At 62.6% G+C, this 23,026-nt stretch carries 13 protein-coding genes and 2 pseudogenes; 11 read left to right on the top strand and 4 right to left on the bottom strand.

The features are described 5' to 3' along the window. Positions 1–95: 95 nt before the first annotated feature. Positions 96–764 (bottom strand): annotated as a pseudogene (locus B0G73_RS36675) (GlxA family transcriptional regulator); the annotation flags it as partial. A 497-nt stretch (positions 765–1,261) separates the two neighbouring features. Here B0G73_RS36675 and B0G73_RS36670 point away from each other — a divergent pair. Then, positions 1,262–4,093: a 2-oxoglutarate dehydrogenase E1 component gene (locus B0G73_RS36670; protein ID WP_181196746.1), complete on the top strand. Its 2,832-nt coding sequence runs from the start codon at positions 1,262–1,264 to the stop codon at positions 4,091–4,093. Positions 4,094–4,405: 312 nt separating this feature from the next. Further along, positions 4,406–6,271, top strand: a complete 1,866-nt coding sequence (ilvB, locus tag B0G73_RS36665; RefSeq protein ID WP_181196745.1) for a biosynthetic-type acetolactate synthase large subunit — start codon at positions 4,406–4,408, stop codon at positions 6,269–6,271. A 60-nt stretch (positions 6,272–6,331) separates the two neighbouring features. Here the strand turns inward: ilvB and B0G73_RS36660 are convergent. From B0G73_RS36660 to B0G73_RS36650, 3 genes and pseudogenes are all read right to left on the bottom strand, one after another. Then, positions 6,332–7,949 (bottom strand): annotated as a pseudogene (locus B0G73_RS36660) (intermembrane transport protein PqiB). Between the two features lie 156 nt (positions 7,950–8,105). Continuing rightward, positions 8,106–9,053 carry a DUF2950 domain-containing protein gene (locus tag B0G73_RS36655; protein WP_106285938.1) on the bottom strand — a complete coding sequence of 316 codons (948 nt, stop codon included), beginning with the start codon at positions 9,051–9,053 and terminating at the stop codon, positions 8,106–8,108. 23 nt (positions 9,054–9,076) lie between these two features. Further along, complete coding sequence (locus B0G73_RS36650) at positions 9,077–10,399, bottom strand: DUF3300 domain-containing protein (protein WP_106285937.1); 1,323 nt, start codon at positions 10,397–10,399, stop codon at positions 9,077–9,079. Between the two features lie 2,715 nt (positions 10,400–13,114). On the opposite strand from B0G73_RS36650, the gene B0G73_RS36640 reads away from it, so the two are divergent. The 9 genes from B0G73_RS36640 (at position 13,115) to B0G73_RS36600 (ending at position 22,915) form a co-directional block, all read left to right on the top strand. Next, the gene (locus tag B0G73_RS36640; protein ID WP_106285936.1) at positions 13,115–13,435 is read left to right on the top strand and encodes a DUF4148 domain-containing protein; all 321 of its coding nucleotides are present in this window, start codon (positions 13,115–13,117) and stop codon (positions 13,433–13,435) included. 321 nt (positions 13,436–13,756) lie between these two features. Further along, positions 13,757–14,728, top strand: a complete 972-nt coding sequence (locus tag B0G73_RS36635) for an SDR family oxidoreductase (protein WP_258194141.1) — start codon at positions 13,757–13,759, stop codon at positions 14,726–14,728. 194 nt (positions 14,729–14,922) lie between these two features. Continuing rightward, on the top strand, positions 14,923–15,669 hold the full coding sequence (locus tag B0G73_RS36630; protein WP_181196743.1) for a GntR family transcriptional regulator: 747 nt from the start codon (positions 14,923–14,925) through the stop codon (positions 15,667–15,669). A gap of 127 nt (positions 15,670–15,796) precedes the next feature. Continuing rightward, positions 15,797–17,407, top strand: a complete 1,611-nt coding sequence (locus B0G73_RS36625) for a gamma-glutamyltransferase family protein (protein ID WP_106285945.1) — start codon at positions 15,797–15,799, stop codon at positions 17,405–17,407. Between the two features lie 111 nt (positions 17,408–17,518). Then, positions 17,519–18,823 (top strand): oxalate/formate MFS antiporter, encoded by a 1,305-nt coding sequence (gene oxlT, locus B0G73_RS36620; protein WP_106285933.1) that lies wholly within the window; start codon positions 17,519–17,521, stop codon positions 18,821–18,823. Between the two features lie 50 nt (positions 18,824–18,873). Then, positions 18,874–19,650, top strand: coding sequence for an ABC transporter ATP-binding protein (locus tag B0G73_RS36615; RefSeq protein WP_020067518.1), 777 nt, complete (start codon positions 18,874–18,876; stop codon positions 19,648–19,650). Continuing rightward, on the top strand, positions 19,647–20,501 hold the full coding sequence (locus B0G73_RS36610) for an ABC transporter permease (protein WP_106285932.1): 855 nt from the start codon (positions 19,647–19,649) through the stop codon (positions 20,499–20,501). The genes B0G73_RS36615 and B0G73_RS36610 overlap by 4 nt, the downstream gene beginning before the upstream one ends. Positions 20,502–20,541: 40 nt before the next feature. Then, on the top strand, positions 20,542–21,522 hold the full coding sequence (locus tag B0G73_RS36605; RefSeq protein WP_106285931.1) for an ABC transporter substrate-binding protein: 981 nt from the start codon (positions 20,542–20,544) through the stop codon (positions 21,520–21,522). Positions 21,523–21,559: 37 nt separating this feature from the next. Beyond that, positions 21,560–22,915 carry an amidase gene (locus B0G73_RS36600; RefSeq protein WP_106285930.1) on the top strand — a complete coding sequence of 452 codons (1,356 nt, stop codon included), beginning with the start codon at positions 21,560–21,562 and terminating at the stop codon, positions 22,913–22,915. Positions 22,916–23,026: the final 111 nt, after the last annotated feature.

The raw sequence follows: 23,026 nt of genomic DNA, 5'->3' as shown, positions 1-23,026 counted from the left end.
CAATCAGTTCGCCATTCTGTTCGGCGAGCGGTTCACCAGCGCCATCAACTGAGATTTCTAACCGGCCTCAGCACACAAGATTTCTGACACGTCCCGGTCACGTAGCGCAGCACTTTGCCGACTATCGGATCCTGGTCCTTGCGCACTCCCACGTAAGGACTGTACTGAGACTGTCCGCCTTCCCGCTGGATGTAGACCACCAGACGTTTCGCAACCCGCACCGCCAGTTCGTGCCCCCAGTCTTCGGCCACGAGTGAAAGACACAGGTCGATGCCCGCCGTCACGCCGGCCGAGGTGAACAGGCGTCCATCGCGGATGAAGATCCGGTCGGGCTGCACGGACGCCTGCGGAAACTCGTCGGCGAGCCGGCTTGCATCGACCCAGTGCGTGGTCACCTCCTTGCCGTCGAGCAGCCCGGCGCGCGCGAGCACGAATGCTCCGTTGCAAACGGAACCGAACCGGCTTGCGCCGTCTGCCTGGTCTTGCAGCCACTTCAGAAATTCGGGCCGTGGCTCGACATTGGGCAAGCGCGGTCCGCCTGCCACCAGCAGCAAATCGAATGGCGTGTCGAAGTCCGTATAGGCGTGGGGAACCGTGAGTTGCATCCCGTTCGAGCAGGCCACGGTGCCGGCCTCGTTTGCTACGAGAACGACCTCGTATTTCTGGTGCTCGGGTAAAAATGTGTTTGCTTCCGCGAATACGTCGAGCGGGCCAGCGACGTCCAGTGCCTGCACATCATCGAATATAACAATGGCGACTTTCATGGCGTGACCCTCGTTCCTCGTTGCCGGCGTTCATGCGCGCGTCCGGTGAGCGGCTTGCCCGCCGGTTCGCGACACAGGTGTCTCTTCGCTGCACCTACTATAAGAGCGAAGCGCCACGGGATAAATGCGCTGGGCCGAAATTCACTTGTTACACCACGTGAGGGTATGTAGACCACGGAATACTGCCAAGCAGTGCGCAGACACGTTCGTTCGCCGTCGCGCATGGCGCCACCGGCTACGTGGCCCAAACCTCATCTCTATTGGCCAGCGACGGCGCTAACCATGCACACAGTCGCTGCGCCGACTACCTATGCTTGTTCTCATCAATGCGGCTGGGAACGTGAAGCCCTGGCGCACCAGAGAATCTGTCGCCGGCGAAATGCACGTCCGTCCCTAGCCCCTGGTCGCGCGCCGGGCTGGCCACGATGGGGCAACAGCCGCCTCACACATGTCACGGTCGAAGTTCGGACCTGACGCGAATGGAGGACAGATTCATCATGCTGACGGAAAAAATTCAAAGCTCTTTTCTGTTCGGGGGCAATGCGCCCTACGTCGAGGAGCAATACGAACTCTACCTGGCCGACCCGGCATCGGTTGCGAACGAGTGGCGCGCGTATTTCGATGCGTTGCGCGAAACACCTGCCATCGACGGCAGCGACCGCGACGACGAGCCGCACGCGCCCGTGGTTTCCACCTTCGTCGATCTGGGCAAGCGCTCGCGCGCCACGGAGATCAGGCTCGACGACGGCCTGGCGATCGCCAGAAAACAGGTGGCCGTGCAGTCGCTGATTGCCGCGTTCCGCATGGTCGGCACCCGCAAGGCGAAACTGGACCCGCTGCTGTGGACGCCGCCACAGGCTTCGGTCGAACTGACGCCGGCGTTCTACGGTTTGTCGGCAGCCGATATGTCCACGCGATTCAGCACCGCCGACACGTTTCTATTCGACGAAGACGCCACGTTGCAAGACATCGTGACGGCACTCGAACAAACCTATACGGGCACACTCGGCGCCGAGTTCATGCATTTGACGGACGCGGGCGAACGCCGTTGGTGGCAGATGCAACTCGAGTCGACCCGCGCAAAACCTTCGTTTTCGGTAGCGGAGAAAAACCGTTTTCTCGAACGTCTGACCGCTGCTGAAGGACTGGAGAAGTACCTGCACACGCGCTATGTCGGGCAAAAGCGCTTCTCGCTGGAAGGCGGTGAATCGTTGATCGTGTTGCTGGATGAACTCGTCCGCTATGGTGCATCGAAGCAGGTCAACACGGTGGTGATGGGCATGGCGCACCGTGGGCGATTGAATGTGCTGGTGAACATTGTCGGCAAGCCTTTGCGCGCGCTCTTCGACGAGTTCGAGGGCAGGAGCGGCGACCCTTTGCCGGCCGGCGACGTCAAGTATCACAAAGGCTACAGCAGTGTCACGCAGACGGACGACGGGCCGGTCGACGTCGTGCTTGCGTTCAATCCCTCGCATCTGGAAATCGTCAACCCGGTCGTGCAAGGCATGGCTCGCGCGAAGGCAGACGCCTCGGACGAAGGTGACAGCAGCGGCGTGCTGCCCGTCGAAATTCACGGCGACGCGGCAATGTCCGGGCAGGGCGTGGTGATGGAGACGTTAAGCCTGACCTACACACGCGGACACGGCACGGGCGGAACCGTCCACGTGGTCGTCAACAACCAGATCGGCTTTACGACCTCGGATCCGCGCGATACGCGCTCGTCGTTCTACACCACCGACATCGCGAAGATGATTGAGGCGCCGGTTCTGCACGTCAACGCGGACGACCCGGAAGCGGTGGCCATGGCGGTGCGCCTCGCGCTCGACTATCGCACGGCGTTCGGGCGCAGCGTGGTGATCGATCTCGTCTGCTTTCGCAGGTACGGACATCAGGAACAGGACACGCCCGCCATCACGCAGCCTCTCATGTACCGCGCAATTGCTGGCCATCCGGGCGTGAGGACCGTGTATGCCCAGCGGTTGATCAAGGATGGCGTGGTGACGCCGGATCAGGTCAAGGACTACTTCGAAGCGCAGCGCGAAAGTCTCGAACGCGCGAGAGAGAGCAACGCGGTCGAGGTGGCCGTTCAGCCGGACGACATACCCGCATGGCCGACGTTTCTCGATGACTATGCCGGCCCGGTGCAGTATGGCCCGCCGTTGCCTGAGCAGGTGCGTGCGCTGGCGCAGCAGGTCTCGACCGTTCCGGACGGCTATGAGTTGCATCCGCTGGTCAGCAAGATGATTGCCGCACGCCGCGAGATGGCGGCGGGAAACAAGCCGCTCGATTGGGGCATGGGCGAGCATATGGCATTCGCCTCGTTGCTGGACGCCGGGATCGATGTCCGCCTGAGCGGGCAGGATAGCGCGCGAGGCACCTTCAATCACCGACATGCGGTTCTGCACAATCAGACGCGCACGAGCCGCTCGGAGGGCGTCTACGTTCCGCTGGAGCATATCGGCGAGGGGCAAGGCCGGTTCACCGTGACGAACTCCATTCTGTCGGAGGCGGCCGTGCTGGCCTTCGAGTATGGCTACTCGACGGTGAACCGCAATGCGCTCGTCGTGTGGGAAGCGCAGTTCGGGGACTTCGCGAATGGCGCGCAGGTCGTGATCGATCAGTTCATCGCGGCGGGCGCCGCAAAGTGGGGGCAACTCAGCGGATTGACGCTGTTCCTGCCACACGGACAGGACGGGCAGGGACCGGAACACGCGTCGGCAAGGCTCGAGCGATATCTGCAACTTTGCGCGCAGGACAACATGCGGGTCGTCCAGCCGACCACGCCCGCGCAACTGTTCCACTTGCTGAGAATGCAAGCGGCTGTCTTCGATCGCCGGCCGCTCGTCGTGATGACGCCCAAGTCGCTGTTGCGTCATCCGGAAGCCGTCAGCACGCTCGACGATCTGGCCACGGGTGCGTTCCGCGAGATTCTGGTGGATACGCAGGCCGAGGCGCCGCGGGCGTCGAGTGTGGAGCGCGTGATCGTGTCTTCAGGCAAGGTCTATTTCGATCTGCTGGAACATCGCCGCACGTCGGGTGTTGCCGATACGCCGCTCATCCGCGTCGAACAACTCTATCCGTTTCCGTCCCGGCAACTCGCCGCGGAGTTCGCGCGTTATCCGAATCTGAAGACGGTGGTCTGGTGTCAGGAGGAGTCGCGCAACCAGGGCGCGTGGAGCTTCGTCGAACCGCAGTTGCGTGAGATCCTGCCTTCGTCCGCGCAACTTCGGTATGCGGGGCCGGCGGCTTCCGCGTCGACCGCGCCCGGTTATCACGCGGTCCACGCGGCGCGGCAGGCAGCGCTGATTTCGAGTGCATTCGCGGGCTGACGGCGCATGCGTATTGCGGTGATGCCGGTGCATCGCCGCAATGGCTCAAATCCGGCCTATGCTGGCCCGGATACAAGCTCCTTTATGCGTGTGCGCAGCCTCAATCGTTGTCAGAATGAATAAGGCCGTTTCTCACGATACTTCCAGACGCACATCAAAAAAGTGCTAGATGGGCTGCGCTTTGTACGGAGAACCCGTCGAAGCAATCGCCCATAAGCTGGTAAGGAACTTACGCTGTTCTCGAGTTGGAAGGGAAATCGTCCTTAATTTGGCCGCTGATATTTTCAGCGCCCGTTTCCTTGCGAGTCAGCCATGACCCAAAACCCGAACGTTGCTTTAGACGCTCTCATGAAACCGCCGGCTGCCGGCGAATCGATGTCGGGTGCCGACATCATCCTGCGCGTGCTTAGCGAACAGGGCGTCGATACCGTATTCGGCTATAGCGGCGGCGCAATTTTGCCGACGTACGACGCCGTGTTTCGCTTCAACGAAATGCACGCGCAAACGCCCGGGCGCCAGATCAAACTCGTCGTGCCCGCCAATGAACAGGCCGCCGGGTTCATGGCCGCCGGTTACGCTCGCGCGAGTGGAAAGGTCGGCGTATTCATGGTGACGTCCGGCCCCGGCGCGACGAACGCGGTGACGCCGATCGCCGACTGCAACGGCGATTCGATCCCCGTCGTCCTCATATGCGGACAGGTGCCTCGTGCCATGATCGGCACGGATGCATTTCAGGAAGCGCCTGTCTTCAACATCATGTCGGCGTGCGCGAAACAGGTGTTTCTGGTGACCGACCCGGCGAAGCTCGAACAGACGCTGCGGACTGCGTTCGAAGTCGCGCGCACTGGCCGTCCAGGTCCGGTCGTCGTGGATGTGCCGAAGGACATCCAGAACTGGACGGGCACTTACCGCGGGCAAGGTACGCTGGAATTCAGAGGCTATTCCGACCGTCTTCGAATGGTGGCGAATGGCGCTCGCCTCGACGAGGACAAGCGCACCCGCTTCTTCGATATGCTGGCGCACAGCAGGCGGCCGCTGCTGTATGCCGGCGGCGGCATTATCACGGCCGGCGCGACGGCTGAGCTGCGTCAGTTTGCCGAACGTTTCGGCATTCCCGTGGTGACCACGTTGATGGGTCTTGGCGCCATATCCGTGAAACACGAACTGGGACTCGGCATGCTGGGCATGCAGGGCGCCGCGTGTGCGAACTACGCGGTGGAAGATTGCGACTTCCTGATCGCGGTGGGGGCCCGCTTCGATGACCGGGTCGCCGGTGGCCGGCCTGATGCCTTTGCGCCCAGAGCGCGGTATGTCGCGCACATCGACATCGACGAGGCGGAAATCAACAAGGTGAAACGCGCGCACTGGACGCACGTCGGCGACGCTAAGGATACCTTGCTGTCATTGATGAAGCATGGACCAGCGGCGCCGCGGACGGTGGAATGGCTCGATCGTATCAAGGAATTGAAGCGGGTCTACGGGATGAACTACGACCGCAATAGTCCGGCAATTCAGCCGCAATTCGTCGTCGAAAAGCTCAGTGACCTGACCGGCGGGCGAGCGATCGTCACTACGGGCGTCGGCCAGCATCAAATGTGGGCGGCGCAGTTTTTCGACTTCGTGGAACCGCGCAGTTTCCTGACGTCGGGCAGCATGGGGACCATGGGTTTCGGACTGCCCGCGGCTATCGGCGCTCAATTGGCGCGGCCGGATGCGCTTGTCATCGATATCGACGGTGACGGCAGCATCCGCATGAATATTGGCGACCTGGAAACGGCCACCACTTATGGCGTGCCGGTCAAAGTCCTGTTGCTCAACAATCTCGGTGACGGGATGATCCGGCAATGGCAGCGTCTCTTTTACGAGGGACGCCTGTGCGTGAGCGACAAGTCGCTGCATCGCAAGGATTTTGTCATGGCGGCACGGGCCGACGGATTTGAGTTTGCGCGTCGCGTTGCAACCATGAGCGAACTCGAGGAGCAGCTTAAAGCCTTTGTGGAGTTCGACGGACCGGCCTTCCTCGAAGTGATGGTCGACGAGAACGCCGATGTGTTTCCGATGGTGGGGCCGGGGCAAAGCTACGCGAACATGGTCACCGGGCCGTTCATTCCGTCCCGGGCGGAGCCGGAAGTCGAGGGGAAGGGCACGGAGCGTCAGGCGGCCGCGGATATGTTCTAGCCATACGAGACGCACGCCGTCGCTGTCACGCAAGCCAGGCAGAGGAGGGCCGCGAGGACGTCATGGCTTCTCTCCTGGTTTGCCGCGCACCAGCGACTCCGGATGGCGCTCCAGATAGTCGGCCAGCGCGTTCAGCGATTGCAGCGTGCGGGTCAACTCCTGCAGCGCCTGATGCACATCCGACTGCATGGGCGAGTCCTGCTGCAAAGTCGCCTCGGCCGAGCCGAAGGTTTGCCGCGCGGCGGCGAGCGTGTCGCGCGCCTGCGGCAGGACCTCATTGTTCAGCCGGTTGAACAGCGCGTCGGCGTTTTTCAGCGACGTGTTCAGATTCGAGCCGATCTGATCGAATGGAATCCGATCGAGCTTCTTCGCAATGTCGGCCACCTGCGTCTGCAACGCGTCGAGCGTGTTCGGAATGGTCGGCAACTGGATCGGCTCACTGTTGGTGTCGAACTTGACGGGCGCGGCGTTGGGGAAGATGTCGAGCGCGATATACAACTGGCCCGTCAGCAGGTTGCCCGTGCGCAATTGCCCACGCAAGCCGCGCTCGACGAGGCGCCGCAATAGTTCGTGGCTGGCCGCGCTACCCGCCTCGGGCATCGTCGCGCCACGGGAGCGCCGGCGCAGCCGGTCGGGGTACAGATCCAGTGTTACCGGCATGACGAAGCTGCGCGCGTCCGGATCGTATTCAACGCCGATGTCCGTCACCTGGCCGAGCACGATGCCCCGGAAGTCGACTGTCGCGCCCACTGACAGCCCACGCAGCGACTGATTGAAGATCATCACGGCGCGTACCGGCGCGCCGTCCGGCGCGCATGGCATCCACTTCGTCGGCGGCGAGCCGGAAGCCGGTTTTCTCCGCGGCGAGTGTACCCATCGGCTGGCCTGGTGGCGTCTGGAATGCGAGGCCGCCGACCAGAATCGTCGCGAGCGACTGCGTGTTGACGACGAAGCCGTCCGAATCGAGCCGCACATTGACGCCGCTCGCATGCCACCAGCGCGAATTGGTGCCGACGTACTGATCGTACGGCGCGGCGACGAACACCTGCATCGTCACTCCCGTGCCGTCCTTGTCGAGCGAAATACCGTAGACCTGGCCCACCTGCACGCGCCGGTAGAAAATCGGCGAGCCGATGTCGATCGAGCCGAGCGAATCGCCATGCAGCGTGAAGCGATGGCCTTTCTGGTTTGCGGTGATGGGCGGCGGCGCCTCCAGTCCGACGAACTCGGTTTGCGTCTGCGTGGAGCGGCCGACGTCCACGCCGATATACGCGCCCGAGAGCAGCGTGCCGATGCCCGATACGCCGGCGGCACCCACGCGCGGGCGAACCACCCAGAAGCGGGTGTCCTTGACCGCGAAGCGCTCCGCCTGCTTGGTGAGTTGCACGGCGATCTGCACGTGGGTCCGATCCTGCGACAGCGTGATCGACTTCACCGAACCGATTTCGACGTCCTTGTACTTGACCTGGGTCTTGCCGGGTTCGATGCCTTCGGCGTTGTCGAAGACGATCGTGATCGCCGGACCGCGCTCCGTGACCGCCTTGATGACGAGCGCGAGACCGATCAACGCCGCGATCAGCGGCACGACCCAGACGAGCGAGGGCAGCCAGCTGCGCCGTGGCGTGATGTCGGGATCGGGCAGCTCGGGCGGCAGGGCGGGTCCTTGTTGGCTACTCATGGCGAGGTTCCGAAGCATGGCTGCGGCTTGCCGCGCGGGTCGGCGAGCGGACGCGAGGCGGGCATGGATCGAACCGCCTCGTCATGCCTGGTCTGGTCCCCGGTGCCGCGCACCTAGTGCCGCCTGCGGGTGGCGCCGATGGTGCCGACGCCGCGCTCAGGGCTGCACGGCCTCCCAGGACGAGTCCGGATCAAACGATTTGAGCGCGGCAGCGGCGCGCGCCGACTGCGGGCCGAGGTTCTTCTGGTAGATCTGCCCATCCTGATTGACGATAAAACTCATCACGCCCGTCTTGCCATAGTCGGCGGGCCACGCGACGAGGCCATAGCCTTTCGTCAGCGTGCCGTTCTCGACGTAGTCCTGACTACCGCCTTTGGCATGCGGTCCTTGCGCGGTCAGGATGCGGAAGTGATAGCCATGATAACCGTCTTTCGAGACGGACTCGGTGTGCGGCATCGTCGCGGCGAGCGGGCCGAGCGGACTCTCCGCTTCACCCGGCGCGCTCGGCCAGTACAAGCCGTCGCGCTTTCCCGGCGTGCTGAGAATGCGCTGCGCGTAATGCTGCGTCAAGCCTTGATAGGCGCGTTGCGCGTCGAGATAGGCGAGCGACGTCTGCATCGCCGCGCGCTCGTTGCGGCCTATGCGGCGCGTCGCGATCTCGTCGCGGCCGGCTACGGGATCGAAGCGCCAGCCTTTGGAAGTCTGCACGAGCGGAATCGGCAGCGACCAGCCACTGGTGCCGACCGTCAGATGCTTGCTCGCGTGACCGCCGGCCGGCGCGGGATCGTCGACGATCTGGTGTCCTGCCGACCACGCGCCGAGAAAGTCGTAGATGTCCTCTTCGCCGACGTCTTTGGTTGGGATAAAGCGGGTGAAGTCGTTGCCGAGCACGTGCTGCATCGCGCCGTGATCGTTGCTGGCGAGCGCGTCGACAAACGCGTTGGCCGCGGCTTCGGGCGTGGGATAGACAGCTTGCGCGTGCGCCGCGGACGCGCCGAAGACAAGGACGGCAAGCGCGAGCGCGGCAGCGACGAGGCGCCGGTTGAGCGCGGGGGCGCCGGCATGGGGTGCGCCGGCGGTACGGAACATGCGGATGCGGATCATGAGCGGCTCCTGTGAGATCGGTTTCAACGTTGCCGGCCGAAGTGACGCTGACCGCCGCCCGCGCCCAGCCCACCGCCGGCGCGTTGCCCGCCGCCGCCCGCGCCGAAACCGCCGCCACGCTCGCCCGCGCCTCCCGCGCCCAGATTGCCACCGCGTTGCTGAGCGCCGCCATTCGCGCCGAGGCCGCCGCCGCGGTTGTTCGCCTGCGCCTGCCGGCTGGCTTGCCCACGCTGCATGTCCCGCTGCGCGTCGCCGCCATTGCCCGCGCCACGCAAGGCGTTGTCGCGGTTCACGTGCTGCGCGCTGTCGCGCAGGCTGGCGGTCGAGTTGCCGCCCTGGTGGATGCCCTCCACGCGCTGGCTGGCGGTGCCGCCCAGATTCTGGCCAGTGCGGTTCTGCAAGGTCTGCTGTGCCTGCGCGCGCGACGTTGCCGTTGCCGACGTATCGCGCCCGCGATATGCATCGCGTTGCGCGCTGCCCACGTTGGCCGAGGTATTGCGGTTGAAGGTCGAATTCCGGTTCCAGTTGGTCGTGCTGCTATTCACGTCGAGCCGCCGGTTCACATTGATGTTGTTGTATTGATTCACGTTGATGTTGACGCTGTGATTGTTCCAGTTGACGTTGCTCCACAGCGAACTGGTGATGGCGACGCCGACGCCGAACGCGAGGCCCGCGGCAAGACCGCTGGCCACGGCATAGCCCGGTGGGGGCGGCACGTAGACGGGCGGGTAGGCCGGATAGGGCCACGCGCCGTAGACGACCGTGGGGTTGTACGTCGGCACATAGACGACCTGCGGGTTGACCGGCACGATCTGGATCGTGCTCTGCTCGACCACCACTTTCTGCTGCGGGTTTGTCTGCAGGTTGCCGGCCTTCTGCGCCTGTTTGCGCAGCCGTTGCACGGAGTCCATCACGTCGTCCGGCTGCGCGAGGAAGGCGTTGCCGAGTTGCGTGACCCAGTCGGGCTTCGACGCCATGGTGGCCAGCACCTGTGGAAACGCCACCAGCGATTGCACGCTCGGGTCCCACGGTTCCGACGCGACCGCCTTCACGGCGTCGTCGCCCTGGAGTTTCGGATTGGCTTTCGACCATGCTGCCGCCGCCGGCACGTCCTGCGGAAAGGTGGAGGCCATCAGCACTTGCGCGAGGAGGGCGTCGGGGTAGAGCGCGATCGGCGCGGTCAGTGAGTCCAGTTGCTGATTCGAGATTTTCGCCGGCGTCTGCGCGGCAGTTTGTGCATGCGCGACCGGCACCGCGACCTCGAGCAAAAGCGGCGAGCCGGCCAGTGCGGTCAATGCGGCCAGAAGAATTCGCGATCCTCTCTGGTATGCCCTGGAGCGTTTCACGATCAGGTCTCCCCTGTTGGAAGTTGTTTGAGGCGCAGCGCTGCGCTGTGTGAGACGTTGACGCCGTGACCGTGCCGCGAAGCGGCCGGTCGCTTGAGACGGGGTCGATCACCCGTGCGGCAACCGGTGATGCAAGGACTCGCGAAAATCGGACTTCAAATGGACTCCGAATTGTGTAGCGGGCAACGTGTGTCTGATCGTCCGGGCCATGCATTCGTGGCACGTTCATGACGACACACTAAACCGCGCTCCGCGCGCGCAGAGAGCGTGATGCGTGCATGCGAGACACCGTGCATCTTACGCAATGGCGACTACTAATAAACCTTTTCCGCGAACATGTGCAAACTTTTGCTCAAATAAATTCTAGTTGAATTTCTTTTGTTCATGGATTAACGGGGCGATGCTTGCTGGGTTTTTTCGACGGTTGGTGTCCGGTGCTACAGGTCGTCGCCGACGAATCAGCGGAGTGGGGGTTGTCCGGCTGCGCTTGCAACGCATCGCGAATCTCGCTAGACCACGCCTCACGTTTGCCGCGATACGCGTCGAGGCCAGCGTCATAGAAACTTTGCAGCGCGCCGCGTTGCGCAGCGCTAGCAGATGCGTGAACGTATCCGCGAAACTGTTTCGCCGCACCTACGCCGCATATTCGATGCGTGGCGCGATCTGCGGCCCATCCAGTTCGATCGACTGCATGGAACCATGCGCCTGACCAGATACAGCTCGACAAGAAGAAGGGCGGTGGCACAACCGAGGTGATCGAAGCGGCGCCATAACCGGGCGAGGATGCATCGCTGCGTAATTTGAACACGTCGGCCGCCGTGTTTCTGCAACAGCGCTTTGAACAGGAATCCTCAGGGAAGTCGAGTGGCGCGCCGTGAAGCGATTTTTGTACGGCGTTGCAATGCTGGTTGCTTTATTCGCGGCTGCATCCGCGCTGGCCGATCCCGCGCCGCGCATCATGGCGCGCATCTCGACCGTTCAGCGTGTCGAGCGTGCGCTAACTCGCGCGTGGCAGCGCTGGTTGGCAAGCGACACGCTCGCTTGGCGAAACCTCGCAGCGGCCCCGCGCAAAGGAGAGTGGCGGCGGACCATTTCGGCCCTGAATGCGTGGATGGGTAGAGCAGGCGACTTCGGTCGTCCCGCACGGTACCGCGCCGGACTGCGGCTCGGACGCGGACCAAGCGCAAGAACGACAGCTTGCCGGGACCGCTGAACCGGTACTAGGCGGCCGTCGATTCCCACGCGCACTGTCGCGCGCTGCATCGCTTCTGGAACGATATGAACCGTCCCTTAAAGGCTCAGGATTACCCACTTCTTGCAAGCGAAAGGTTTCCTCTGCCCATTCGTCGCGTTTGAAGTCGAGCCAGCGTTGGCCCATGCGATGAAAGGCAGCCTTCGGCTGCGCAAAAATCGACGATGTCCGTGGAACGCAAGGGGGCTGTAGAAAACAAAAAAACCCGTAAGACGTTGATCTTACGGGGTTTCTCGAACTGCTTCGGCTTACGCCGTAACTGCTAATGGTGCCCAGGAGAGGACTCGTATCTTATTTGTAGATGATTGATTTAAGTGGAATTCAAGCCGAAGACCTCGTGTTGGTGTACTCATTGATGTACTCATTTCGGGCTAGCTTACAAACGACGCTCGTTGGTCGCGCAAACGCAACACGCGAAGGAGCGGCAGATCAGCGAAACAGACGGGGGGAATCTGCGATGGACGAAGCTTCGCGGTCATCCGAATCTATGTGACAAAACGAGCGAACGGGAGCGAGCATGCAAGGATACAGCGGGCCCCCGGTCCGATGGATCGCGCAACCGCGGTGGCCTTTACGAGTTGTTCGACTAGTGGTCAGCCGCATTGCAGTCGTACAAAATTGCGCCGGTACACGGAACGTGTACGCGGACAATTTTTGGACACAATGAAAGGTTGCGGACACTTGAGCGACGCGAGAGAGCCGACCGTACTTGCCGGAGAACCTTAAAAAAGAGGGTGCATGCGCAAGTACGTCGGAGGGGCAGCGCTCTGCAGCACGAGCCCAAGCCCGCAAGTGAGTCGGTGAAGGTCAGCGAGACCTACTCGAATGCGTTCGTCGAAGAGGCGCTGCGCAAGTCGCGCTGATACCGTTAGTGACCCGTTACCTCAACGAACCAAAAGCGCCACTAGCCATCGGCTCGCGCGAGCTCAATCGTGCAACCGACCGGGACGTCGAGGATGTGAGTCAGGCTCTACACCCCGCATATCCTCACCGTTGACGGGGGCCGTTCTTTCCGTTCGCACAGCATCGGATCGTTTCGTAGGTGAGCACGACACCACGCTTTTCTCGTCACCGATCTGACAGTGCCCGCAGCGGCGGCATTACATTTCCCTTTTGACGCCGCTCCACACTCGTAGGGCAGACACAGTTTGCACCGCAGCTGATGACCTTACCTGAGCTCCTGAACCGCGCGAGCACGGCTATTTCCAGGTCGTTAAACGCTATCTCCCCGCGGGCTGCCGTACGTCACGCGCCGTGCTTTGACAGCCGGCGCTGGAGCCGGGGTAACGCCCCTGGATCGCAGCCAGTCTTGATTAACTAAGCTTCACGTTTGCGATGTGAAAACGCGCTGACCGGCCAGATATCGTGATGACACGCATTCGTGTCGTCGGGCATCGGGCTCGCAGAGTCGATGACGACGGCGGTTTGCGATTTCTTAAAGTACCGATAACCTGGAGCTCGATATGAACAGCCGATTCAAACTAACCTCAATCATCGCCTTGATGGTAATTAGCGTATCCGCGAGTGCAGCGGAAAAATTCTCGGCAGAGGAATGTCACTCGTATCCCTTTGTAGCGGCCAAAGCGGGGATAACACATGGCGACATCATCCGGGAATTGACGGAGCTCGAATCGGTTGGATACGAACCGGCCAGAAATGATCCGGAGTATCCGAACCAAATTGAGCAGGCGGAGCAGCGCCTGCATGCAAAGTTCGTTGCCGATTGCGCCCCGGCAACGCAGGCGTCCGCAAAGGGGAATCAGGACGCCCCGGCAAGCTCCTGACCTGTCGGCTCGGCCCACGCCCGCGCCAACTGCATGGCGAACTGCTTTCCGGGTAAGGATCGCGAGATTTAGTCCTCCGAATTTGAGTCGCGCTACGCCCGGCTTCCGAAGATTCCGATTTCAGGGTCTGCCCATCGCAGCCTCGTTGCCCACGGCATGACCTTCTGTCACGCGCCGTCATAGGCGAGGCGCGCTGCCCGAACCCTATCCGAAAGGAGCATTGCATTGACAACGAAAGAAAGAAACTCTGACAGCGATCACGACGATCCCGATCGTTCGCGACGAAAGTGGATGGTTGGCGGTGGCGTGGCCGCAGCCGGCATGTTGCTGTCAGGCGTCGCGCAAGCTCAGAAGTCGCCCGGCGGCGCTGCGGCGATGGACGGGCTGCCCGTACCAGTGCCGCCGGCGGATAAGACGGCCGGGCCGATCGTCGCTGGTCGGGATTCCAGGTTGCAGGGACGCGTTGCGGTCGTCACCGGAGCTGCCCGCGGAATCGGTCGGGCCATTGCGGTCGAGTTTGCGGCAAATGGAGCGGACGTCATTGCGCTCGACATCTCGGGACCGGTCAGTACCGCCTCTGATGCAGCACCCGCCACGCCGCAAGAGCTTGCTGAGACGGTCAGCATGATCCAGGCGTATGGGCGCCGCGCCGAAGGTATTCGCGCGGACGTCCGCGACCCGGGCGCGTTGCGCGCCGCCGCTAATCGCATCGAACAGCGTTACGGAAAGATCGATATAGTGGTAGCCAACGCCGCCATTCAGTACTGGAAGCCACTTCTGGACCTCCAGGACACCGAGTGGACGGACGTCATCGACAATAACCTGAACGGGACCGCGAATACTATCCGGGCATTCGCACCCATGATGGTGAAGCGCAACTATGGCCGCATCATCGTGGTTTCTTCGATGCAGGGACGGCACGGTACGAAAGACGCAGCAAGTTATGCGGCGTCCAAGTGGGGCATCTTTGGGCTGATGAAGTCGGCGGCCCTCGAACTCGGTCGCTACAACATTACAGTCAACGCCGTGGTACCGGGGCTCGTCGCCACCGCTTTGACGCTGTACGAAAAGCGACTGACCGAAAGCGTCGGTGAGACCGGCTACAAACCGAACGGTTTTCTCACGCCGCAGGAAGCGTGGGACCGCCGCGCGGCAACGATGCCGCTTGGAGTCGGGTGGGTGCAGCCGGAAGACATCTCGCCTGCGGCGGTCTACCTTGCGTCGGATGCCGCCGCGATGGTCACCGGCTCCGAAATCGAAGTGACGGGCGGCGACAGCGCGAAAAGCCTATAGCGGGATCACAACGGTCCAACCGGCACGGGTGCCGCTTGCGTATATCCGGCACAGGAAAGACAAGAAGAGATAGGGTGTGCGCTCACGCATAGGCGGGCTTGTGACTGACTCCGGTAAGCTAGAATTGTGTTGACTAATGTTTTGAAGTTGATCGATAGTCACTGCCGAAAAGTCCGTTAATTCCAAGCCCGTGCGTGAAAGACACAACCCACTCCCCCTCATCGCGCGCTGACCATGTTTACTTCAGCGTGCGCGACGATATCTTCGACATGCGCCTGCTGCCCGGCGATCGCATGACCGAAGGCAGTATCGCCGAGCGCTTCGGCGTTTCGCGGACGCCGGCGCGCGAGGCGCTGCAACGCCTTCAAAGCGACGGTTTGATGCGCGGCTATGTGCGAGGCGGCTGGGAAGTCATGCCGATCGACTTCAAGCGCTTCGAAGATCTGTACGAAATGCGCAAGCTGATCGAGACGTTTTCGGTCAGCCGGCTCTTTGGGGTCGACGGCACCTTGTCCGCGACCGCCTTGCAGATGCTCGACCGGCTCGACCGCATTTGGAACGTTCCTCACACGCAGCGGGTTCGCGACGGCCGACAGATGGTGTCGCTCGACGAAGCCTTTCACGAGGCGCTGGTCCTCGCCGCCGGCAACGCCGAGCTGAGCGCGGCCATGCAGCGCGTGACCGACCGCATCCGCGTGGTGCGGCGGCTCGATCTCGTTTATGGCGACTGCATCGACGACACTTACGACGAGCACCTTGCGATCCTCTCGGCCATCCGCGATCTTGCGGCGGACCGTGCGGTCGCATTACTGGGGTCGCACATAGAAGGGAGCCGGGCAGAGGTGCGCACGCTCACGACCGAGCGCCTGCAACGCGCCCGCACCGCATCGGAGCCTCACAGCGCTCCGTATGCACCACCGAGGTTGCGCGGCACCATCTAGCAACACGCATTGGAGCGCCTCGATTGCTCAAGCGCCTTCTGCGCGCGACCTTTGCCGGGACTTGCCCGTTGGCATGGTTCTCGCATATGCACTGGCCATGTATACAAGCAAAAGCCCCGTGCACCCGATGCCTTCCGAATTCCTGAACCCGGCCCGCGGAACCCGCGGCATGGCGGTCGCGCCTCATGCGCTCGCCGCGCAGAGCGCGCTCGCCATCTTGCGCGAAGGCGGCAACGCCGTCGAAGCGATGATCTCGGCCGCGGCGACGATCGCCGTCGTCTATCCGCATATGAACAGCATTGGCGGCGACGGGTTCTGGCTTATCTCGCGTCCCGGCGCCGAGCCGGTCGGCATCGAAGCCTGCGGTGTGGCGGCATTGGCGGCGAGTGTCGACGAGTACCGCTCGCGCGGACTCTCCACCATACCGACGCGCGGCGCGCTCGCGGCCAACACGGTGGCCGGCACGGTGTCCGGCTGGCAGCGCGCGCATCGCTGGTCGGCTGAAACACTGGGCGGCAGGCTGCCGGTCGAACGCCTGCTCGAAGACGCAATCCATTACGCGAAGCACGGCGTGCCGGTCACGCGCAGCCAGTCGCAATGTGTCGAAAGCCGTCTCTCCGAACTGCACTCGATCCCGGGTTTCACAGAGACGTTCCTCTGCGACGGTCGCGTGCCTGCCACGGGCGAGCGCTTCATCGCACCTCGTCTTGCTGCCACTCTCGAACGTCTGGCCCACGCAGGCTTCGACGACTTCTATCGCGGCGACCTTGCACGCAGCATCGCGAGTGATCTTCAGTCGGCCGGCTCGCTGCTGACTCTCGCAGACCTGCAACGATACGAGGCGCGAATGCGAACGGCGCTCGCGCTCGAGCACTCGTTGGGCACGATCTACAACATGCCGCCGCCGACACAAGGGCTCGTGTCGTTGCTAATTCTGGGCATTCTCGATCGCGTGTTGACGAAAGAGATGGACCCGCAAGGTCCCGAGTTCGTACACGCCTGTGTCGAAGCAACCAAGCTCGCATTTGCGGTGCGCGATGCAGAGATCACCGATCCGGATCACATGCGCGTCGATCCACGCGAACTGCTAAAGCCTGCCGCGCTCGACGCAATGGCCGCGCAAGTGTCGTCGATTCGAGCCGCGCCGTGGGGCGCCGGTCGCGGGCCCGGCGATACGGTGTGGGTCGGCGTGACCGACAGCGACGGCGTTGCGGTGAGCTTCATCCAGAGCATTTATCACGAGTTCGGCAGCGGCGTGGTGCTGGCCGGGACGGGCATCAACTGGCAGAACCGCGGATGCAGCTTCTCGCTCGACGAGCGCTCCCGCAATCCGCTAATGCCGCTGCGCCGGCCTTTTCACACGCTGAACCCGGCGCTCGCACGTTTTGCAGATGGCCGCACGATGGTATACGGCAACATGGGCGGCGACGGGCAGCCGCAGTCGCAAAGTGCGGTGTTCTCGCGCATTGCGATGTTCGGCTGGAACCCCCAGGCCGCGATCGACGCGCCGCGTTGGCTGCTCGGCCGCACATGGGGTCAATCGACCGACACGCTGAAACTCGAAGCGCGTTTCGCTCCGGACACGATCGCGCGACTCGCAGCGCTCGGCCACGAAGTCGAGACGATGCAAGCGTATGACGAAGCAATGGGACATGCCGGCGCAATCGTTCGGTATCCAGATGGATTGATCGAAGCGGGCTACGACCCGCGCAGTGACGGGGCAGCCGCGGGCTGGTAGACACACGCGCGCGCTATTTTTCAATCGGATTGCAGGTCCGGCCTTTGAGGCCCGGAGGACGCTGCACGTCTGCCGGGCGCCGGTAGACATTCGCCTAGTAATGGAGTCACCATGACCACACGTTTGCAATCTTCGTTGCCACCCATCGCGTCGACGGAAGCCGGCGCCGTTTCGTCGGGCGCGACCCACAATCGTTGGCTGCAACTCGGGCTCGGTCTCGTCTGCATGATGGCGATTTCGAGTCCGCAGTATGTATGGACGCTGATGACCAAGCCGCTCGCCGCAAAACTCGGCGTTGCACTGCCTGAACTACAGGTCACGTTTTCGCTGCTGATCATATTGCAGACGTTCTTCTCGCCGTTTCAGGGCAAGCTGATCGACCGCTTCGGACCACGCATGCTGATTTCAATAGGCACCGTCATGTCGGGCCTGAGCTGGGTGCTGGCCTCACAGGTGCATAGCGCGCCGATGCTCTACCTCACTTATGGACTGGTGGGCGGTCTCGGCACCGGTATTGTGTATGTCGGCGTGGTGGGGCTGATGGTGCGCTGGTTCCCGACCAATCGCGGCTTTGCGGCGGGCGCCGTCGCGGCGGGCTATGGGATGGGCGCAATCGTCACGACGTTCCCGATCGCCACGTCGCTGCAAGTGCGCGGCATCGACGCGACGCTCTGGATTTTCGGCATTGCGTTCGCAGTGGTGGGCCTGCTTGCTTCACAGGGTTTGCGCGTGCCGCCTACGCACGATACCGCTGCTTCCCCGGGCTCCGCTTCCGCGCCTGCCGTTAACAATTTCCGCCCTTCGCAGACGTTGAAAACGCCGATCTTCTGGCTGATGTTCGCGATGATGACCATGATGTCAACGTCGGGTCTCATGGTCACCTCGCAAATGGCCACCTTCGCCGCCGACTTCGGCGTAACCAAGGTTCTCGTGTTCGGCATGGCGGCGTTGCCGCTGGCGTTGACGATCGACCGCTTCACGAACGGACTCACGCGACCGCTGTTCGGCTGGGTGTCGGACAGAATGGGGCGCGAGAACACGATGTTTTTTGCCTTCGCGCTCGAAGGTGTGGCCATGGCGCTATGGCTGCTCACGCGCGATAACGCCGTGCTGTTCGTGCTGCTGTCGGGCGTGGTGTTCTTCGGCTGGGGCGAGATCTTCTCGCTGTTTCCGTCGACGCTCACCGACACGTTCGGCACGCGGCACGCCACCGAGAATTACGGCTGGCTCTATATCTCGCAAGGGATCGGTTCTATTTTCGGCGGCCCGCTCGCGGCGTTGATGCATCAGCACGCGGGAAGCTGGGTGCCGGTGTTTTCGACCGCGATCACGCTCGACATCGCGACCGCACTGCTTGCCATTGCGGTGCTCAAACCGATGCGCCGGCGCTTTCTGGCGGCACAGCAGAGCGCGTGATTTCAATCGCTTTGTCGAAATGCACTCAGAAACGTCGTCGAGGAACAGACATGTCCGTTCAGCTTGCGTTACGCAATATCCGTAAATCGTTTCCGAACAAACTCGGTTCCGTCGACGTGCTCGGCGGTCTGACCTTCGATATCCACGAGCGAGATTTCGTCAGCATCATCGGGCCCTCGGGCTGCGGCAAAACCACGGTGTTCAACGTGATCGCCGGCCTGCTCGAAGCGGATAGCGGCGACATTGTCTATCGCGGGCAAAGCGTCGATGGCTTGCGCGGCAAGGTCGGCTACATGATGCAGCGCGATCTGCTGCTGCCGTGGCGCACCGTGCTGCAAAACGTGCTGATCGGGCCGGAGCTCTCGAAGATGCCGGCTGCGCAAGCACGCGACATGGCGATGGAATACCTCAATACGTATGGGCTCGCCGGCTTCGAGAATGCGTATCCGCGCATGCTGTCAGGCGGCATGCGTCAGCGCGTGGCGCTGATCCGCACGCTGATTAACGATCCCGACATCATTCTGCTGGACGAGCCTTTCTCGGCGCTCGACTACCAGACGCGCCTGTATCTGGAAGGCGTGCTGATGGAGGCCGTCGAGACGTTTCACAAGACAGTCGTACTCGTCACGCACGACATCGACGAGGCGGTGGCCTTGTCGAAGCGCGTCGTTGTACTGGGCGGCCGGCCTTCGCAGGTGAAGAAGATCTATGACATCGACATAGCCGCTCGCTCGCCAATCGGTGCACGCAGCGACCCGAACTTCGCCGGGTACTTTCACGCGTTATGCGGCGAGCTCGACATTCAGACGGAGGTGAAAGCAGCATGACGCAATCCGCTTCCATCAATAAACCGGCGCCTGCACAACGCATAGCGAAGCCCCGCGCGCGCTTCGTGCTCGACAGCGGCTGGGGGCGTTCGCTGTTGCAACTCGCGGCGGTAGTGGCGTTCTTTGCGATATGGGAAGGCGCGGCGCGCGTGGGCTGGGTATCGAATTTCCTTGTGGGCTCGCCTTCAAAAATACTCGCGGCGCTCTTGCGCGACGTGCAATCGCATCAGCTTTTCATCGACACCGGTTATACGCTTTTTGAAGCAATTCTCGGCTTCGTGTTCGGCACCGCAGTCGGGTCGGTATGCGGACTCGCGCTGTGGTATTCGCCGTTCGTCGCGCGGCTCATCGAGCCGTTTATCGTCGCGATCAACAGTGTGCCGAAGATTGCTTTTGCACCCATCGTGATTCTGTGGTTCGGCACCGGACTCATCTCGAAAGTTGCGCTGGCCATTTCGCTGACCGCGATCGTTGCGCTGATTGCCGCATATGAAGCGGCCAAGGACGCCGATCCCGACCTGCAGGCGTTGCTCGTCACGCTCGGCGCGAACAAGAACGACGTGTTCATGAAAGTCGTGGTGCCGTTCACGCTGCCTTACGTGATCTCCACGTTTCGCATCAACGTCGGCTTCGGTCTGGTGGGCGCAGTGGTGGGTGAATTCATCTCATCGGAGAAGGGCCTCGGACACATGATCTTCACCGCGTCCAGTTTGTATGACCTCAACACTGTGTGGGAGGGGCTGTTCGTGCTCATGGCGATCGGCTTCGTCCTGTACTTTCTGATCGACATGCTCGAACGCAAACTGCTGCCCTGGCGGCAGGCGTCGAATACCACCACGCTCAAGGTTTAACGCATTCCGGCAGTCCAACCACTTCATGACAGGACAGACGATGGCATTCACCGCAAGAAAGGCGCTCGTCGCGCTTACGACCGCTTTGGCATTGAGCATTGCAGGCGTTTCAACACCGGCACTGGCCGACGGAAAGAAAGTGACTATTTCGCAGGCGTTCCAGTCGATGCTCTATTTGCCGCTCTATGTGGCGATAGACGGCGGATTCTTCGAGAAGGCGGGACTCGACGTCACCAAGCAGACGGCGGGCAGTCCGAGCGCGGCGCTTTCGGCTGTGCTGTCCGGCAGCGCCGACTTCTCGCTACACGGTCCGGAGTGGACGGCCGTGGCCGCGGAAAAGGGCGCCGATGTCGATGTGATCGCGAATGTCGTGAACGGTGCGGCGGTCTGGATCGCCGTTGCGCCGGATGCGAAGTTCAGCGGCATCAAGGACGTGAAAGATCAGGTGGTCGTGTCGGGACAGATGCCGACCACCAGCACGTCGCTGTTCTTCAAGCTGCTGAAGGAGAACGGCATGTCGCAAAGCGACGTGAAGCTGATTCAGGTGCCGCTCGGCTCGGAGATCGGACCGCTCGTTGCCGGCCAGGCGAAGATCGCGGTGATGTATGAGCCCGGTCTCGATCAGGCTGTCGCTAAGGGCATGAAAGTCGTGCTCGGCTTTCCGAAGCTCTATGGCGAATACGCGTTTTCGTCAATCTCCGCGAAGCGCAGCGTCGATCCGGATGCAGCCGCACGGTTCGTGAAGGGGCTGCAAAACGCGCTGCTCTACATGCAGAGTCATCCTGCGGAAACGGCGGCCATCGCGCGCAAGGAATTTCCGACTCTCGACGCCGCAGTGGTCGACGCAGCGGTGAAGCGTATGCTCGACGAAGGCGTGTACCCGAAGAACGTCAGCATCACGCCGAAAGCGCTGACTGTCGCGATGGATACGCAGATCGCCCTCGGCAATCTGAAGCAGCAGCCGAACTACGACAGGTTCATCGTGCAGAATTACATCCAGCCGGCGCTTGCCGCGAAATAACACCGCTCACACCGTTGACACCGTTCGCGACGCTTACATGACCATGTTCTCTTCTTCTTCAAAAGCTGCGCCGATTCCGTCCATCTCGCAGATTCGCGCCGAAGTGGCCTCGGGCGAGGCGAGACTCGAGCAGTACGCCACGCAGGCTTACGAGGCGGCGTGCAAATCGCAGGCGTCGTTGCATGCGTTCTGTTATTTGCCGGACGCCGCGCCTGTCAATGCCGCGGATGTCGCCTCGCCGTTGGCGGGCGTACCAGTCGCGGTAAAGGACGTGATCGATACCGCCGACATGCCGACCGAATTCAACTCGCTCGCCTACAAAGGACGGCGGCCCGAGCGGGATGCGTGGGTAGTCGCGCGTTTGCGTGCGGCGGGCGCGTCGATTGTCGGCAAGACGGTGACGACCGAGTTCGCGTGGCGTAAGCCGGGCGCGACCGTCAACCCGTGGAATGACGCGTTCACGCCGGGCGGTTCGTCGAGCGGCTCGGCGGCGGCCGTCGCGGCGGGGATCGTGCCGCTCGCGCTCGGCACCCAGACGCAGGGATCGGTGATACGGCCGGCGGCGTACTGCGGCATCGTCGGCTTCAAGCCGACTTACGGTGCGATTGCGCGCACGGACGTGTTGCCGCTGGCGTGGTCGCTGGACCACGTCGGCATGTTTGCAACACGCGTCGCGGACGTGGCTTATGCACTGGCGCTTGTCACTGGCGTGGACGCCGCCGATCCGCATGTCTCGCATGTTCCGTCCGCTGCCCATGTTGCGGCGCGCGGCACGGGGACGCGGCGCATCGGCGTGCTGTCCAAACAGGCCGGCGGGGCAATCGAGCCGGCGCAGCAGGCCGCGCTCGACAGGCTCGCGGCTCAACTGGCACGAGACGGCGCCGAGATCGTCACAGTCGATCTGCCAGCCGAGATCTTCGAAACGCCTGCGCATGCGTTGAAACTGATGTCGGTTGAAGCCGCGATCACGCACGGCGAACTGGTCGATCGCACACCCGAGCTGGTGAGCGAGGCAATGCGCGGCCTCGTCGAAGAGGGCCGCAAGCTGCCCGCGACCGTCTACGCGAGTATCAAGGCGGCGCAGATGCCGATGGCGCACCGCTTTCACGACTGGCTCACCGGCGCGCTGGCACTCGATGCACTGCTGGTCGCGCCGGCCACCGGTGAACCGCCGCGCGGGCTCGACTATACGGGCGACGCGGCGTTCTGCGCGCCGTGGACCTTTCTCGGGGTGCCGGCCGTGACTGTGCCGGTGGGGTTCGGACCTGCGGGCTTGCCGCTTGGCGCACAACTAGTGGGCGCCGCTCACGGGGACCTGGATCTGCTGATGTTGGCGGAGTGGGTCGAAGCGCGCACCGGTTGGCAAGCGGCGGTGGCGCTGCGGCGCAGCTGAACGCGGTGGCACGCCGGGACAATAGATATCCGCATGATGCGGAGGCGCCGGTCGATCCCCGCTTACCGGCAGTGAATTGCTGGCACGATACTCCGCCCAGCGCTCCGTGGA

This window comes from Paraburkholderia sp. BL25I1N1 (assembly GCF_003002025.1).
In the GTDB taxonomy this organism is placed as follows: domain Bacteria; phylum Pseudomonadota; class Gammaproteobacteria; order Burkholderiales; family Burkholderiaceae; genus Paraburkholderia.
The sequence above is the reverse complement of the archived record's forward strand: the minus strand, read 5'-3'. Positions and strand labels throughout refer to the sequence as shown.

Bases quoted from the DNA above. Each gene is read 5' to 3' on its own strand.
- B0G73_RS36610 (WP_106285932.1), top strand. From the start codon at position 19,647: ATGACGCAATCCGCTTCCATCAATAAACCGGCGCCTGCACAACGCATA.
- B0G73_RS36670 (WP_181196746.1), top strand. From the start codon at position 1,262: ATGCTGACGGAAAAAATTCAAAGCTCTTTTCTGTTCGGGGGCAATGCG.
- B0G73_RS36635 (WP_258194141.1), top strand. From the start codon at position 13,757: ATGTTGCTGTCAGGCGTCGCGCAAGCTCAGAAGTCGCCCGGCGGCGCT.
- B0G73_RS36600 (WP_106285930.1), top strand. From the start codon at position 21,560: ATGACCATGTTCTCTTCTTCTTCAAAAGCTGCGCCGATTCCGTCCATC.
- B0G73_RS36640 (WP_106285936.1), top strand. From the start codon at position 13,115: ATGAACAGCCGATTCAAACTAACCTCAATCATCGCCTTGATGGTAATT.
- B0G73_RS36615 (WP_020067518.1), top strand. From the start codon at position 18,874: ATGTCCGTTCAGCTTGCGTTACGCAATATCCGTAAATCGTTTCCGAAC.
- B0G73_RS36605 (WP_106285931.1), top strand. From the start codon at position 20,542: ATGGCATTCACCGCAAGAAAGGCGCTCGTCGCGCTTACGACCGCTTTG.
- oxlT (WP_106285933.1), top strand. From the start codon at position 17,519: ATGACCACACGTTTGCAATCTTCGTTGCCACCCATCGCGTCGACGGAA.
- B0G73_RS36625 (WP_106285945.1), top strand. From the start codon at position 15,797: ATGCCTTCCGAATTCCTGAACCCGGCCCGCGGAACCCGCGGCATGGCG.
- ilvB (WP_181196745.1), top strand. From the start codon at position 4,406: ATGACCCAAAACCCGAACGTTGCTTTAGACGCTCTCATGAAACCGCCG.
- B0G73_RS36655 (WP_106285938.1), bottom strand. From the start codon at position 9,053: ATGATCCGCATCCGCATGTTCCGTACCGCCGGCGCACCCCATGCCGGC.